The organism is Paractinoplanes globisporus DSM 43857 (genome assembly GCF_000379645.1).
Classification (GTDB): Bacteria; Actinomycetota; Actinomycetes; order Mycobacteriales; family Micromonosporaceae; genus Actinoplanes; species Actinoplanes globisporus.
Genome location: NZ_KB903358.1, coordinates 253,575 through 267,857, shown reverse-complemented (window position 1 = coordinate 267,857; position 14,283 = coordinate 253,575). Strand labels below are relative to the sequence as shown.

Genomic DNA, 14,283 nt, shown 5'->3' with positions numbered 1-14,283 from the left:
ATCGGTCGTATACGGTTACCGACCACGCAATTTCCAGGGGGCTCTTTCACCATGCCGGTCAGCGCTTTGTCGCCTCGTGTCAATCGCCATGTCACCGGTCCGGGTCGCGGAGCGTCCGGACCTCGCCGGCCCGCCGACCCAGCGTTGACCGTCACCGTCGCCATCCCGCTCACCACCGACGCGCTCACCCCGCAGGCCCACCGGCTGATCGAGGCGGTCCGCGAGCTCGTCGAGATCAGCCAGGGCACGATCACCGTCGAGCCCGCCCTGGCGCCCGCCGAGCGCGACGACCTGCCGTCCGGCCCCGAGGTGCGGCTGCTGACCGGCACCCGGCAGGTCCTGCTCGCCGGGGAGCAGCTGCCGCTGACCCGCCTCGAGTTCGATCTGCTGCTGTTCCTCGCCGAGCGTCCCCGCCGGGTGTTCACCCGCGGCCAGCTGCTGGCCGGCGTCTGGGGCTACGAGCACACCGGCGAGCGCACGGTCGACGTCCACGTCCGCCGGCTGCGCCTCAAGCTCGGCGGCAACCTCCCGGTCATCACCACCGTCTACGGGGTCGGCTACCGCCTCTCCGACGAGGCCCGGATCGTGGTCCAGCCGCACGAGTAGCCTTCCGGGCGTGCGCGTGCGTCCGGTCTCCGTCGAGAACCTCGTCGAGGAGCTGGCCGACTCGCTGGCGGCTCGCGAGCCAGGCGGTTTTCTGCGGGTCGCGATCGACGGGCCGCCGGGCGCCGAGCCGGGGCGCCTCGCGGACGCCCTGGTTGACCCGCTGCGGCTGCGCGGGCGTCCGGCGGTACGGGTCGACACCGCCGACTTCCTGCGGCCCGCCTCGTTGCGCCTGGAGTTCGGCCGGGAGAACCCCGACTCGTTCTACGCCGGCTGGTTCGACGAGGCCGGGCTCGCCCGCGAGGTCCTCGACCGGGCCGGGCCGGGGGGCGACGGCCACATCCTGACCCGGCTCTGGAACGCCGGGACCGACCGCTCGGCGCGTGATTCCTACCACGCGCTGGCCCCGGGGACGATCATTTTGGTGAGCGGCCCGCTGCTGCTGGGCGGCGGCCTGGCCTTCGATTTCACCGTGCATCTCGAGCTCTCCCCGGCCGCCCTGCGCCGCCGTACCCCGCCTGACCAGCAGTGGACCTTGCCCGCCTACCTGCGGTACGCCGACGAGGTCGGCCCGGCCGGCTTCGCCGACGTGGTCCTGCGGGTCGACGACGCGAAGCGTCCCGCGATGGTCGAGCAACGTTGGTGACGCGAGTCTGTGGCGGAGTCGACCACTGACAGTTATGCTCCGGTTACTTTTTTAGCGGAGACCCCAGTTTGGGATCTCCGGCGGCGGGTATCAGGCGTCCTCACGGTGCGATGGGGCGCCCTCGGGGGACCCGCCGGCAGGGGCAGAGGAAGGGCAGGGGGAGCGCATGCTCGTCAATGGAGCGGTGATCACGGGCAAGGGTGCCGCGAAGGGCCGTACGCCGGAGGAGGTCGAGCGGATCCGCTCGATCCTGCGGGGCCGGTTCGACGACGCCAGCACCGAGTACGAAGAAGCCCTCGCGGAGAGCCACAAGCTCCGGCTGGTCGAGATCGGCGACGCCGCCGGCGACGACCAGGCCGACAGCGGATCCAAGACGGCCGAGCGCGACGCCGCCACGTCGCTGCTGCGTACCCTGCTGGACAGGCGGACGCAGGCCGAGCACGCCATTCACCGGCTCGACGAGGGCACCTACGGCAACTGCGAGGGGTGCTCCAACCCGATCCCGGTGGAACGGCTCGAGGTTTTCCCCTCGGCCACCACGTGCGTCAACTGCAAGCAGGTGCGCGAGCGCAGGGCCAGCTGACACGGGCCACCCGGGTCCGCCGCCTCGGAGGGCGGCGGACCCGTCACATCCGGACTAGCGTGATCGCATGGGCTCGATCGTCGTGGGGACGGCCTCGTGGACCGACCGGACGCTGCTGGCGTCCGGGTGGTACCCGGTGTCGGCCGACACGCCCGAGAAGCGGCTCGCCTACTATGCGCGCCAGTTCCCGATCGTCGAGGTCGACGCGACCTATTACGGCCCGCCGAACGAGCAGACCACGAAACTGTGGGCGCAGCGCACGCCGCCGGGCTTCACCTTCAACATCAAGGCTTTCAGCCTGCTGACCGGGCATCCGACGAAGGTGTCCGCCATCTACAAGGATCTTCGACCGGAGACGGAGAAGAAGAACGTCTATCCCGGTGACCTGTCGCCCGGGGCGTACGACGAGATCTGGAGCCGATTTCTCGCGGCCCTGGACCCGCTCGCCCAGGCCGGGAAGCTCGGAGCCGTGCTTTTTCAGTTTCCGCCGTGGTTCGGCATCCGCCGCTCGAACAAGGAGCAGATGGTCGAGGTGGCCGAGCGCTGCAAGCCGCTGCGGCCGGTGTTCGAGCTGCGCAACGCGTCCTGGTTCGAGGGCGCGAACCAGACCGAGACGCTCGACTTCCTGCGCGCGCACGAGCTGCCGTTCGTCTGCGTCGACATGCCGCAGGGGCACAAGTCGTCCGTCCCGCCGATCGTCGCCGCCACCGCCGACCTGTCGGTCGTCCGCTTCCACGGCCACTCCGACAAGTGGACCAGCAAGGACATCCACGAAAAATTCGGCTACGAGTACTCTCGGGCCGAACTATCGAGCTGGAAGACCAAGTTGCAGGATTTGTCCGAAAAAGCGGGACAAGTTCAGGTGTTCATGAACAACTGCTACTCGGACTACGCCCAGCGGAACGCGTCCACCCTCATCGAGCTGCTGGACTCCGACTGACCTCGACGCCTCGGCGGCGGGCCATCGCCACCAGCGCCTTTGCATCCTCGACGGCCGCGCCACCCTGATCGTTGTTGAAATAGGTGTACGCCTCGGAGCACCCGTCCACGCGATCGAGCCAGCGGGCCGTCGCCGCCCGCCCGTACCGTGGCCACGGCTTTGCCCGCCCCTCGTGCAGCCGGACATACACGAAATTTCCGGTATTCCACAGTGGGCCGAGCGGCCGGCCCCGCCGATCCGCCCAGCACAGCACCGCGCCGTGCTTCGTGAGCACGTCCCGCGTCTCGTCCGTGAACCACGTCTTGTGCCGGGGTTCCACCACCACCCGTACGTCGTGCGGGAATTGCTCCAGCGTCCTGGCCAGCGCTTCCGGATCCCCCTTGAGCGTCGGCGGGAGCTGCAGCAACACCGGCCCGAGCTTCTCGCCCAGCCCGCTTGCCCGCCCGAGGAACCGAGCGACCGGCTCCTCCGGCTCCTTCAGCCGCTTCACGTGGGTCAGGTACCGGCTCATCTTCACCGCCACGACGAAGTCGTCCGGGGTACGCTCCCGCCACTGCTCGAACGTCTTGCGCTCCGGCAGCCGGTAGAACGCGTTGTTGATCTCCACCGTGGTGAATTCCTCGGCGTAGCGCTCCAGCCAGAGCCGCTGGGCCAGCCCGGCCGGATACAGTCGGCCGCGCCAGTCCGCGTACTGCCATCCCGAGGTCCCGACCATGAGCACGGTCACGGGATACCCGGTTTCGCACGATCAACTCCGGGTATGCGGGGAGTCTTACGACAATGAGGAGCTTCGCATGCCACTCAGCGACGACGACATCACCACCAGCGGCGCCTTCTCCGGCTCGACCGGGGGCAGCGCCTCGGGCGAGGGCCCGGCGGACGGCGGCGCGAACCCGGCCGGGCACGACGGCGGCGCGGACGGCAGCGCCACGGGCGAAGGTCCCGCGGACGGCGGCGCGAATCCGGCCGGGCACGACGGCGGTGCGGACGGCGGCGCGTCGGGCGAGGGCCCGGCCGACGGCGGGGCGAACCCCCGCGGCCACGACGGTGGCGCCGACGGCCCGGCCGCCTGAGCGGGCCCGGGCATGACTTCCGATGCGCCGGGCGGTGACCGCCCGGCGCTCGCCCGCTGCGTCGCCCTCGATCCCGCCAAGTTCGCCGCCCACTGGGGGAGCGCGCCGCTGCTCTCGCACACCGGCCCGTTCACCGACCTGCTCTCGGCGGACGCCGTCGACGAGCTGCTCAGCCGCCGCGGCCTGCGCACCCCGTTCCTGCGGGTGGCGAAGCACGGCAAGGTGCTGCCCACGGCCCGGTTCACCGGCGGGGGCGGCGCCGGCGCCGAGATCGCCGACCAGATCATCGACGACGAGGTCATGCGCCTGTACGCCGGCGGCGCCACCCTGGTCCTGCAGGGCCTGCACCGGATCTGGCCGCCGCTGATCGACTTCGCCCGCCAACTGGGCGCCGAGTTGCGCCGTCCGCTGCAGGTCAACGCGTACCTCACCCCGCCGGAGAGCCGGGGCTTCAGCACCCACTACGACACCCACGACGTCTTCGTGCTGCAGGTCGAGGGGGTCAAGCGCTGGCGGATCCACGAGCCGGTCCTCGCCGACCCGCTCGACCGCCAGCCCTGGGGCGGCCACGCCGGCGAGGTCTCCGCCACCGCGCGGGGCGAGCCGGCCATGGACGTCGCGCTGGTTCCCGGCGACGCGCTCTACCTGCCACGCGGCTGGCTGCACTCGGCCGAGGCGCAGGAGACCCGCTCGCTGCACCTGACGATCGGCGTCCGGGCCCTCACCCGGTACGCGCTGGTCGAGGAACTCCTGACGATGGCCGCCGACGACGCCCGGCTGCGCGCGACACTCCCGTTCGGCCTGGACGTCACCGACCCCGTCGCGATCGAGCCCGAGCTGACCGAGACGGTCGAGGCCCTGCGCGACTGGCTCGCCGAGGCCGCCCCGGCCGATGTCGCCGACCGGCTGGCCGCCCGCGACTGGCCGGCCGCCCGGCCCGCCCCGATCTCCCCGCTCGCCCAGCTCGGCTTCGCGGACGCCCTGACCCCGGAGTCGGTCGTGGCACTCCGGGACGGTCTGCGGTGGCGGCTGACCGACGAGGACGAGCAGGTCGTGCTGAACACGGTCGGCCAGACGATCCGCTTCCCGGCCTCCTGCGGACCGGCGTTGCGCATCTTGCTGGTCGGCGACCCGGTCCGCGTGGGCGACCTGCCCCTCGACGACAGCCTCGTGCTGGTCCGCCGCCTCCTGGGCGAGGCCGTCGTGACGCCCGCCTAGAGGCCGACCGCCGCGATCAGTCGTGACGCCGTCCTAGAGGCCGACCGCCGCGATCAGTCGTGACGCCGTCCTAGAGGCCGACCGCCGCGATCAGTCGTGACGCCGTCCTAGAGGCCGACCGCCGCGATCAGTCGTGACGCCGTCCTAGAGGCCGACCGCCGCGATCAGTAGCCCGCCCGCGACCAGGCCGGCCACCAGCACCGTGGCCACCGTCGCCGCGTCCAGGCCGACGCTGCGGCGGTCCGCCACCTTCTTGGCCGCCACCACCGCCAGCACCGGGCAGGCCAGCAGCACGACCAGCGCGACCACCGGCAGCGCGTCGCGCCAGGTGCCGGTCTGCTGAGTCCCGGCGACCCGCCGCAGTCCGAGGAACGCGCCGGCCCCGGCCAGCCCGCCCGCGACGCCGAACAGCGCGAACATCAGCTTCACCCCGAAGTTGATCGGCTTCGGCGGCGCGATGTACTTCACCTTCGCCGCCACCTCCTCGAGGTAGTCGCCGGCGTTCCGGCCGTCGCGCTGGCGCGGGATCGCCGCGGCCGGCATCGTCCGGCCGTAGCGCTCGGCGACCGGCCCGACCTTGTGCACGTAGTCGGCCCACAGCCCGGCCGCCCGCGCGTCCACCTCCTCGAGGTCGCGCTGCGCCTGCTCGGCCGCGGTCGCGGCGGCTCTCAGGTCCACATCGGCCTGGTGCACGGCCTGGTCGGCGGCGGCGACACGGCCGTCGTGCCATCGCTTCGCCTCGGCGCGCAGGTCCGCGGCCTCCTCGTCCAGGGTGGTCAGCCGCCGCAGCACGCTGCGGTAGTCGGCGGTCTCGAAATCGGCCGGTTGAACGTCGCTCATTGGTGTCCGTAGGGGATGATCACCTCGGTGCCTCGATGCACCGAGCGGTCGAAATGCAGCGCCCGCCATGGCCGCGGGTACCAGGCCGGCGCGCCGGCGCCGGGATAGTACGGCGACAGCTCGCTGCCGTGCACATCGAGGGCCACCCACGCGCCGATCGGGTCGGTGCGCGACGCGGGCCCGCCGAGCGCGTCGCGCAGCAGACCGGCGCCGCGCCACCAGCCGAGCACGTGGATGCGCCGCTCCGGGCCCTGCCGCAGGATCGTCCGCAACTGGTCGGCGGCCGGTTTGCCGCCGGGCAGCGCGTCCGCCGCGTAGATGAGGATGAAGTGCGGCCGGTCGGCCGGCCAGGACGCGGTGGCCTCGGCCGCGGCGTCCTCGAGCAGCCAGTCCGCGTTCTCCGCCGAGAACAGGCCCTTGGGCTCGGGCAGCTCGGCCTCGAGGTCGGCGGCGTAGGGGCGGGCGTCCTGGTCGAGGCAGAGCAGCGAGAAGCGGGCGCCGTCGGGCGGGAACTGCGCCGCTAGGGACAGGCCGGCGGTGGCGAGCACCGCGCACGCCTCCTCGGTCCGAGTGCCGAGAACGGCCAGGTTCCGCCCGGGAGCGCGGCGCAGCACCGTACGCGCCGACCGGGCCTGGACGTCGATGGTCTCGCCGAGCAGCATCACCGGCGCGGGCGACCCCTCGGCCGGGGCGAGCCGCCGGAAGTCGGGGCTGTCTATCAGCCGGGGGCGGACGTCGCCGTCGAAAAGCCGCGGCGGGCCCTGCCCCTCCGGCCGGCTGCGCCACAGGCGGTGCTGCAGCGCGTTCCACCGGTCCCGGTCGCCGGCAGCCGGCACCCGTACGATCTTGTTGGCCTCGGTGGCGCCGGAGTCCGCGTTCACCACCGCGTGGTAGCGCGGCAGCGACTCGGCCGCCGTGTTCGTCTCGGCGAGGATGCGGCGGGCCCGCGGCAGCGCTATCCGCAGCGAGAACTGCGCGACCAGCGCGGGCCGTCCCCACAGCGCCTCGATGCCGGAGACGTCCTGGCTGGCCAGGATCAGGTGGATGCCCTGCGAGCGGCCCCGGCGGGCGAGGTCCTCGAGCAGGTCGACCGCCTCGGTGGCCACGGCGTCGCGCCCGGCCAGCAGCACCTGGAACTCGTCGACCACCGCCACGATCCGTGGCCACGAGCCGTCCGGATCCTCGGCGCGCAGCTCGGCCAGGTTCGTCACCTCGGACCGTTTCGCGGCGTCGGCCCGGCGGCGCAGCTCCTCGCCGAGGAACCGCAGCAGCGCCAGCCCGAACTCACGGTCCGTGTTGACGTTCACGCCGACCAGCCGTACGTGCGGCAGCCAGCTCGGGTCCCGCCGGCCCGGCGCGAACCGCGCGAACGACACGCCCTCCTTGAAGTCGAGCAGGTAGAAGGCCAGCTCGCCGGGGGAGTAGCGGGCCGCGAGCGCGCCCATCCAGGCGTAGATCAGGTTGGTCTTGCCGGTTCCGGACGGCCCGGCGATCAGCGCGTGCGGCGGGTAGTCGCTCAGCGTCACCGTGACCGGCACGCCCTGCGGGCTGTCCCCGAGCGGCGCCGTCAGCCCCGTCGCCGAGCTCTCCTTCCACAGCTGCTGCGGGAGCAGACTGTCCAAGGCCACCGGCGCCGGCCCCGCCGCAACAGCTTCGGCGATCCGGCGACAGGTCGCCGCCACCACCGCCTGCGGCGGACCACCATCCAGCCGTACGGGGAGAGCACCCGCGCTGCTGATGTGGGCGCGGTCGCCGTCGGCGGCCGAGATGAACTCGATGCCGGGGCCCGCCTCCACCGGCAGCCCCTGGATGATCAGGTGGACGCCCGCGGCGGCTCCGGTCCGCAGCAGCCGCTGGAGTTGGGTCTGCTCGGGCCGGCCCAGCTCGCCCGATCCCATCAGCAGCACCGCCACCCGCCACGGCTCCGGCCGCCGGTGGGTCGCCGCGGCCAGCTCGCGCAGCGACGTGTACTCCCCGGCCAGCACGGTCTCGTTGATCCGCCGTACCTCGTCGACCAGCTCGTTGAGCAGGACGGCCAGGCCGCCCGGCCCGACGAACTTCAGCACGCCGGCCGGCGCCAGCGTCGCGAATCGGGCCAGTCCGCCGCCGAGGTGCTCCGGGTCGTACCCGGTGATGGTCAATGCTCCGGGTGCCGCCGTGCCCAGCGCGCGCAGCAGCAGCCCGGCCACCACCTCGTCGCCGTTGCGCCGGTCGCCGCGTACCACGATGTGTCCCCGGTCGAGGAACGGCACCAGCGCCGGAACCTCCTCGGGGTGCGGCAGCAGCAGCCGGCCCACGCGCAGCTCGGCCGCCTTGTCGAGCGGCGTCGGCTGCCAGTCGTCCCACGGGTCGCCGGCGGCGCCCGGCGCGGCCCGGTCGGCGGCCCCGGCGGCGGCCCCGGCGAACGCGGACAGGTCACGCCGGTGCTGGTCGTCGATCTCGTGCAGCCGGGCGTCGAGCGTCTCGGCCACCTTCTTGCGGCGGGCGATCGCCGCGGCCACCACCCGCTCCCGGCGCTCGGCCGCGGCCTCGTGCGCCGCCTGCGCACCGGCCAGCGCGTTCGCGGCCGCGCCGAGAGCGTGCGACAGCGCCGCCCGGATGTCCATCACCTGTTGTGCGGTCGACTCAGCCATGGGGTGTCAGCACGCTCTCATCGGGCGTCGGCGGCCTCGCGGCGCAACGGGTCGGGGGCATCCGGGTCGAGCGACGACGCGTCGCGGCCGAGCCGGGCGAGCAGGACGCCGGTGAGTACGCCGGCCGTGACGGCGCTGTCCGCCGGATGCCCGGCGGGCTGCTGCCCCTTGACCGGTGCCCGGCAGATGCGTGCCAGCAGTGTCTCGAGCACCGCCGGCGAGGTGCCCGGCAGCAGCGAGCGCACCCGACCGGCCGAGGCCGTGCGCAGCCGCTCGACGTCGTCGGGTCGCGGCTCATGGCCGAGCAGGTCGCCGGCGAGCCGGTGCAGGACCGGGGAGGTCATCGCCGACAGGCCCAGCCCGGTCGCCGCGCTCGCGTCGTGCAGGTCGCGGCCCACCTTCGCCTTGTCGCCGGCCCGCACGCCCGAGGCGACCCGGCGCAGCAGCTCGGCGGTGTCCTGCGTGGACGGAGGCTTTTCCTCCTGGGGCGCGGGCTCGCCGGTGAGCTGCGTGACCCGCTGCTGCCACCACGGCCCGAGTTTCTCGCCGGGCGGCGGGCCCTCGGCGGTCTCGGCCTTGACCTCCGGCCGCTCGAGTCCCGCCTTCCAGTCCTTGTCCGGCGCGGCGGCGGCATCGGCGGTCAGCCCGATGCCGGCCAGATAGGTGGCGATGGAGTCCTGCGCCAGCCGCAGCGCGGCGGCGGCCCGCTCGACCGACTCGGTCGCGTTGCCCAGCTGCGGCACGCCCATCGGGTCCTGCGAGGCCTCCCGCACCCACATGAGGATCTCGGTGGCGCCGCGCAGCTTCTCCATGGCCACCGTGACCAGCCCGGTGGGCAACTCGTCGGAGGCGGCGCGAACCTGGGCGCCGAGGTCCTGGATCAGCGACATCGCGTCAGAGGTTGGCCGTGTAGGTCTGTGCCTGGTCGACGGCGACGGCCATCGCGCCCATGCACTCCTCGAGCTGCTGGTCGGCCTGAGACAGCGAGGCGTGCGCGGAACTCACCGCATCGCTCCCGCTCCCGTCGAGCGCCGCCGCCAGGCTCTGCTGAGCCTCGCCCAGCTTCTCCCGCGCCGCCTGTATCGCCGCCTGCCCCTCGCTGACCTGCTGGAGCGCGGCATCGACGGCCGCTTTGACCTCGGCGACACTGGCCACTCGTGCAGCCTCCTGCTGTGCTGAACCCGACTACGGCCCTCAGACTACTGCCCCCTTCCTGCCTCGCCGTCCCGGCTACCCCATTTGCGAGCGGGACGGTACGGACCCTTTTCCGAAGGATCGTCGTACCGGTCCTTACCGGGGCCGAGGTGTCGTTGATCCGACTGGGAGTGAGACTGAGTGATCCGTGGCGCGATCTGCTAAAGGACTGGCGTCTTCCGCCACTGCGCCGGGGGCGCCGTCGCTCGTAGCGTCGAGTCATGTCTTGGACCTCGCACGACATTCCCCCGCAGGACGGCAAGGTGGCCGTGGTGACCGGCGCCAACGGCGGCCTGGGTCTCGCCACCGCCACCGCCCTGGCCGGCCGGGGCGCCCACGTCGTCATGGCCGCCCGCGACCAGGCGAAGGCCGCCGCGGCCCGCGACCGCCTCCTGACCGCTCACCCCACCGCCTCCGTCGAGCTGGTCGAGCTCGACCTCGGCTCGCTGGCGTCGGTCGAGCGGGCGGCCCGCCGGATTCTCGCCGCGCACCCGATCGTCGACCTGCTCATCAACAACGCCGGCGTGATGGCGATGCCGCAGCGGCGCACGGCCGACGGCTTCGAGTCCCAGCTCGGCATCAACCACCTCGGCCACTGGGCGCTCACCGCCCACCTGCTCCCGGCCGTGCTGCGCGCCCCCGCCGCCCGGGTGGTGACGGTGACCAGCGGCGCTCAGCACATGGGCCGCCCGCTGAACCCGGAAGATCCGTTCCTCGACCGGCGGTACGACCCGTGGCGGGCGTACTCGAACTCGAAGCTCGCGAATCGCCACTTCGCCCAGGGCCTGGACCGCCGCTTCCGGGCGGCCGGCGTGCCCGCGCGGGCCCTGACCGCGCATCCCGGTCTCACCAACTCCGATCTGCAGTCGCACACGGTCGCCGAGGGCGGCGGCGGTGCGATGGGCGGCTTCTTCCTGGCCCTGACCCGCCGGATCGGCATGTCCGTCGAAGGTGGCGCGCTGTGCGAGCTGCGCGCCGCGACCGACCCCCGGGCCGAGGGCGGCACCATGTACGGTCCGCGCTGGACGTCCGCGGGCCCGCCGGTCCGCCGCCGCCTGATCCGCCCCGGCTCGGACCGCGCGATCGCCACCCTGTGGGCGGTCTCCCGTGACCTGACGGGGTTGGATATAGAGGTGACCTCCACCCTGCCCGCGAGCCGCCCGTGACAACCGGGCCCTTCGCCCTCAGCCCGTCGACCGCGGCCTCACTGGCCGACCTGGGCGTGCCCGCGGCCGCCGTCCTGAGCGCGGCGGGCCTGCCCGGCGATCTGTTCCTGGCTCAGCAGGTGCGCCTGACGAGGGACCAGTTCTACCGGCTGTGGCGCGCCCTCGAGGAGGTCTCCGGCGATCCCGCGATCGGCGCCGCCCTCGCCGAGCGGGTCGGCACCGAGGCCTTCCAGCCCCCGCTGTTCGCCGCCCTGTGCAGCCCCGACCTGACCAGCGCGGCCGAGCGCCTGGCCGTCCACAAGCGACTGATCGGCCCCCTGGTCATGCACGTCGACACCGTCCCCGAGGGCCTGCGCCTCACCGTCGACTGGCCGCCCGACCCGCCCCCGCCGCCCGGCCTGCTCGCCTACGAGCTGGCCTTCATCGTCGGCCTGGCCCGCCTGGGCACCCGCACCCGCGTGGTACCACTGCGCATCGCCATGCCCACCCCGCCGACCGGCGCCGCCGCCGAGACCTACCGCAACCTGCTGGGCGTCCCCCTCACCTCGTCGCCGTCCGTCACCGTGACCTTCAGCGCGCTGGACGCCCGCCGCCCCTTCCTCACCGCCAACGACGAGATGTGGCAGTTCTTCGAGCCCGAGTTACGCCGCCGCCTGGCCGACCTCGACCGCCCCGAGTCGACGACCGACCGCGTCCGCGCCACACTCCTCGAACTGCTCCCCGCCGGCCAGCCGAGCGCCCCTGCCGTAGCCCGCCGCCTGGCCCTGAGCCCCCGCACCCTGCAACGCCGCCTGGCCGACGAGGACACCACCTTCCAGGCCGTCCTCGAGCAGACCCGCCTGTCCCTGGCCCGCCACTACCTGGACCGCCCCGACGTCACCATCGCCGAGATCGCCTTCCTGCTCGGCTACGACGAGCCCAGCTCCTTCTACCGAGCCTTCCACCGCTGGTCCGGCACCACCCCCCACCAGGCCCGAGCCGCCGCCACCTCCTGAGGTTCGTGCCACCGTGCCTGCTTGCGCCCGCTGCGACCTGCCCGGCTGGGTGGGGTAGTCGCGCGTGGCCTGCCATGGCCCGGGCCCCTGCGTGGTTGCGATGGGTGCGGCCCGCCCGGCCGGGTGGGTGGTCGCGCGTCGCTTACCATGGCAGGCCCAGCCCGGCCACCCGCCAACCGCGACGGCCCGCACGCCGCGCGACCAGGCCCGGCCCGGCCATGGCAAGCCCACCCCGGCCACTCACTCGCCCGCAGGTGGGCACCGCCGAGCGCCCATGTAAGCAGAGCGGCGCGTCCCTGTAAGCAGAGCGGCGCGTCTGTGTGAGCAGAGCGGCGCGTCTGTGTGAGCAGAGCGGCGCGTCTATGTGAGCAGAGCGGCGCGTCTGTGTGAGCAGAGCAAAGGGAGCGAACTAGACAGGGTGAGGGCGGGGGGTCACGTTCGCTGGCGTGGTGTAAGAGTCGGTCATCGCCGATCCGTGTGGGTTGATGCTATGCGGCGATCTCGGCGGGTTCGGCTGGTTCGGTGTCTTGGCTGATGGCCAGTGGTGTGAGGCGGGCTTTGCAGAGGATGTCGAGGCCCATGTAGCGGCTGCCTTCGGTCCATTCGTCGGTTTGTTCGGCGAGGACGGCGCCGACCAGGCGGATGATCGCGGCCCGGTTCGGGAAGATCCCGACGACGTCGGTGCGGCGGCGGATTTCTTTGTTCAGGCGTTCTTGAGGGTTGTACGAGCGGATCTGGCGCCAGAGTTCGGTGGGGAACGCGGTGAACGCCAGGATGTCCTTTTGGGCGTCGTCGAGGTGTTCGGCGGCGTCGGGGAACCGTTCGCCGATCATGTCCAGCACCCGGGTGAACTGCGCGGTGACGGCGTCGGTGTCGGGCTGATCGAAGATCGTGCGAACGAGGGTGGCTACCCACGGCTGCGCGGATTTGGGCACCTTTGCCAGGAGGTTGCGCAGGTAGTGGGTGCGGCAGTTTCGGGATGGCGAGCTCGACCGTGCCGGCCCGGGTGTCCCATTCCCGCGCCTGGTAGCCGTTGCGTGAGTTCGTTCGCTCGGGGCTGCGTTCGCCGTACTGGGCGCCGCGCAGGGCGTCGGCCTCGGTGGACATCAGCAGGTCGGCGGAGGTTTCACCATCTCCCGCAGCAGATCAGGGCTCGCCGATTCCAGATGCTCGCGCAACCTCTATTCGCCGGGAAAGGCCAGGTCATACACCACTTTGGTGGACGTGACCAGGGCGGGGCGGGTGGGCGGCTGCTACTACGGCCATGGCGATGATGGCCAGGAGGCCTGCTAGCGGGGCTAGGGCGAAGCCGTGGCGTAGGCCGGTGTCGGTCAGGGGGCCCGCGATCGCGGCGCCGGTGGCGCTGCCGACGGTGAAGGCGGTGAAGATCCAGGCGAAGGCCTCTACGGCGGTGCCGGGTGGGGCCAGGCGGTCGGCGGCCAGGAAGGCCGCCGTGAGCAGGGGTGGCAGGCCCATGCCGCTGATGGCCTGGAGCAGGGCCATCGCGGGCGGGGCGGGCACCAGCAGCAGCGGGACGTAGCCGGCGGCGAAGCAGGCGGCCAGGGCGGGGAGGCGGGCGGGGCCGCCGGGGCGGGCGCGGGTGTAGAGCAGGCCGCCGATCAGGGCGCCTACGGCCTGGGCGGCCAGCAGCCAGCCGGTCAGGCCGCGGTTGCCGGCGGCCTCGGCGTAACCGGTCAGGACCACGGGAATGCTGCCCACGGCGGCGCCGGTGCAGACGATGCCGAGCACCAGGATCACCAGGCGGGGTGCGCGGAGCGGGCCGGCGCAGTGGCGGTGGGCGGGAGTGCCGCGCCAACCCCGTACGACGGCGGCGCGGGCGAAGACGGCCACGCCGCCCAGTTGGAGGGCGGCCGCGGTGAGCAGACCCGTTGCGGGGCCGCCGGCGGCCACCGCGGACAGGGTGACCAGCGGGCCCACTACGAAGATCACCTCTTGGAGGGCGATGTCCAGGGAATACGCGGCCGTGACGTCGCCGGCGGGAACCAGGGCGGGCCACAGGGCGCGCAGGCAGGCCTCGAGCGGTGGGGTGCCGATGCCGGCCAGGGCCGCGCCGGTCAGCAGGACGGCGGGGCGGCCGTCGCTGACGGCGGCGATCAGGTAGCCGATGCCGGAGAGCGACGCCGAGCCGTAGAGGACGGGTGGCTGGCGCCAGCGGTCCACCGAGCGGGCCAGGACGGGCGCGCCGACGGCCATGCCGGCGGTGAAGACGGCTACCACGATGCCGGAGACGGCGAGGCTCACCGATTCGCGGGCGTAGAGCAGGAGGGCCAGGGGCGCGGCGGCGGTGGGCAGGCGGCCCACCTGGCTGGCGATCAGGACTAGCGGCACCTGGGGTGCGCGCAGGACAGCGGTGGCTGCGGGCATGACGAAG

At 73.0% G+C, this 14,283-nt stretch carries 13 protein-coding genes and 3 pseudogenes; 8 read left to right on the top strand and 8 right to left on the bottom strand.

Translation table 11 applies throughout. The features are described from left to right. Nucleotides 1-51 precede the first annotated feature (51 nt). The 4 genes from A3CQ_RS0150640 to A3CQ_RS0150625 all read left to right on the top strand — a co-directional run bounded on the left by A3CQ_RS0150640 (nt 52) and on the right by A3CQ_RS0150625 (nt 2,772). The gene (locus tag A3CQ_RS0150640; protein ID WP_026207123.1) at nt 52-606 is read left to right on the top strand and encodes a winged helix-turn-helix domain-containing protein; all 555 of its coding nucleotides are present in this window, start codon (nt 52-54) and stop codon (nt 604-606) included. 10 nt (nt 607-616) lie between these two features. Then, entirely contained in the window at nt 617-1,249 is a 633-nt protein-coding gene (locus A3CQ_RS0150635; protein WP_020518654.1) for a nucleoside/nucleotide kinase family protein, read from the top strand. A gap of 166 nt (nt 1,250-1,415) precedes the next feature. Continuing rightward, nucleotides 1,416-1,832 (top strand): TraR/DksA family transcriptional regulator, encoded by a 417-nt coding sequence (locus A3CQ_RS0150630; protein ID WP_020518653.1) that lies wholly within the window; start codon nt 1,416-1,418, stop codon nt 1,830-1,832. Between the two features lie 67 nt (nt 1,833-1,899). Next, nucleotides 1,900-2,772 carry a DUF72 domain-containing protein gene (locus A3CQ_RS0150625; protein WP_020518652.1) on the top strand — a complete coding sequence of 291 codons (873 nt, stop codon included), beginning with the start codon at nt 1,900-1,902 and terminating at the stop codon, nt 2,770-2,772. Here the strand turns inward: A3CQ_RS0150625 and A3CQ_RS0150620 are convergent. Then, a complete protein-coding gene (locus A3CQ_RS0150620) occupies nt 2,747-3,487 on the bottom strand; it encodes a DUF72 domain-containing protein (RefSeq protein ID WP_040434398.1) in 741 nt (246 codons plus the stop codon). The two genes, A3CQ_RS0150625 and A3CQ_RS0150620, sit on opposite strands and share 26 nt — an antisense overlap. 79 nt (nt 3,488-3,566) lie before the next feature. Here A3CQ_RS0150620 and A3CQ_RS0150615 point away from each other — a divergent pair. Together A3CQ_RS0150615 and A3CQ_RS0150610 are read left to right on the top strand one after the other, a co-directional pair. Beyond that, nucleotides 3,567-3,839, top strand: a pseudogene (locus A3CQ_RS0150615) (BatC protein); the annotation flags it as partial. Between the two features lie 18 nt (nt 3,840-3,857). Beyond that, the gene (locus A3CQ_RS0150610; protein ID WP_020518649.1) at nt 3,858-5,063 is read left to right on the top strand and encodes a cupin domain-containing protein; all 1,206 of its coding nucleotides are present in this window, start codon (nt 3,858-3,860) and stop codon (nt 5,061-5,063) included. A gap of 144 nt (nt 5,064-5,207) precedes the next feature. On the opposite strand, the gene A3CQ_RS0150605 is transcribed toward A3CQ_RS0150610, so the two are convergent. From A3CQ_RS0150605 to A3CQ_RS0150590, 4 genes are read right to left on the bottom strand one after another with little or no spacing between them, the layout of a single operon-like run. Then, entirely contained in the window at nt 5,208-5,903 is a 696-nt protein-coding gene (locus A3CQ_RS0150605) for a hypothetical protein (RefSeq protein ID WP_020518648.1), read from the bottom strand. Then, nucleotides 5,900-8,536, bottom strand: coding sequence for an FtsK/SpoIIIE domain-containing protein (locus A3CQ_RS0150600; RefSeq protein ID WP_026207121.1), 2,637 nt, complete (start codon nt 8,534-8,536; stop codon nt 5,900-5,902). The genes A3CQ_RS0150605 and A3CQ_RS0150600 overlap by 4 nt, the downstream gene beginning before the upstream one ends. A 17-nt stretch (nt 8,537-8,553) precedes the next feature. Next, nucleotides 8,554-9,426 carry a hypothetical protein gene (locus tag A3CQ_RS0150595; RefSeq protein ID WP_020518646.1) on the bottom strand — a complete coding sequence of 291 codons (873 nt, stop codon included), beginning with the start codon at nt 9,424-9,426 and terminating at the stop codon, nt 8,554-8,556. 4 nt (nt 9,427-9,430) lie between these two features. Next, nucleotides 9,431-9,691 carry a hypothetical protein gene (locus A3CQ_RS0150590; protein WP_020518645.1) on the bottom strand — a complete coding sequence of 87 codons (261 nt, stop codon included), beginning with the start codon at nt 9,689-9,691 and terminating at the stop codon, nt 9,431-9,433. Nucleotides 9,692-9,951: 260 nt separating this feature from the next. On the opposite strand from A3CQ_RS0150590, the gene A3CQ_RS0150585 reads away from it, so the two are divergent. Both A3CQ_RS0150585 and A3CQ_RS0150580 read left to right on the top strand, forming a co-directional pair. Beyond that, on the top strand, nt 9,952-10,896 hold the full coding sequence (locus tag A3CQ_RS0150585) for an oxidoreductase (protein ID WP_020518644.1): 945 nt from the start codon (nt 9,952-9,954) through the stop codon (nt 10,894-10,896). Continuing rightward, a complete protein-coding gene (locus tag A3CQ_RS0150580; RefSeq protein WP_020518643.1) occupies nt 10,893-11,891 on the top strand; it encodes a helix-turn-helix transcriptional regulator in 999 nt (332 codons plus the stop codon). Before A3CQ_RS0150585 ends, A3CQ_RS0150580 begins: the two co-directional genes overlap by 4 nt. A 488-nt stretch (nt 11,892-12,379) precedes the next feature. Here the strand turns inward: A3CQ_RS0150580 and A3CQ_RS58590 are convergent. The 3 genes and pseudogenes from A3CQ_RS58590 to A3CQ_RS56880 all read right to left on the bottom strand — a co-directional run. After that, a pseudogene (locus A3CQ_RS58590) lies at nt 12,380-12,868 on the bottom strand (transposase); the annotation flags it as partial. A 60-nt stretch (nt 12,869-12,928) separates the two neighbouring features. Further along, nucleotides 12,929-12,998 (bottom strand): annotated as a pseudogene (locus A3CQ_RS63515) (hypothetical protein); the annotation flags it as partial. Nucleotides 12,999-13,094: 96 nt separating this feature from the next. Next, nucleotides 13,095-14,276 carry an MFS transporter gene (locus A3CQ_RS56880; protein WP_157297286.1) on the bottom strand — a complete coding sequence of 394 codons (1,182 nt, stop codon included), beginning with the start codon at nt 14,274-14,276 and terminating at the stop codon, nt 13,095-13,097. Between the last annotated feature and the right edge of the window lie 7 nt (nt 14,277-14,283).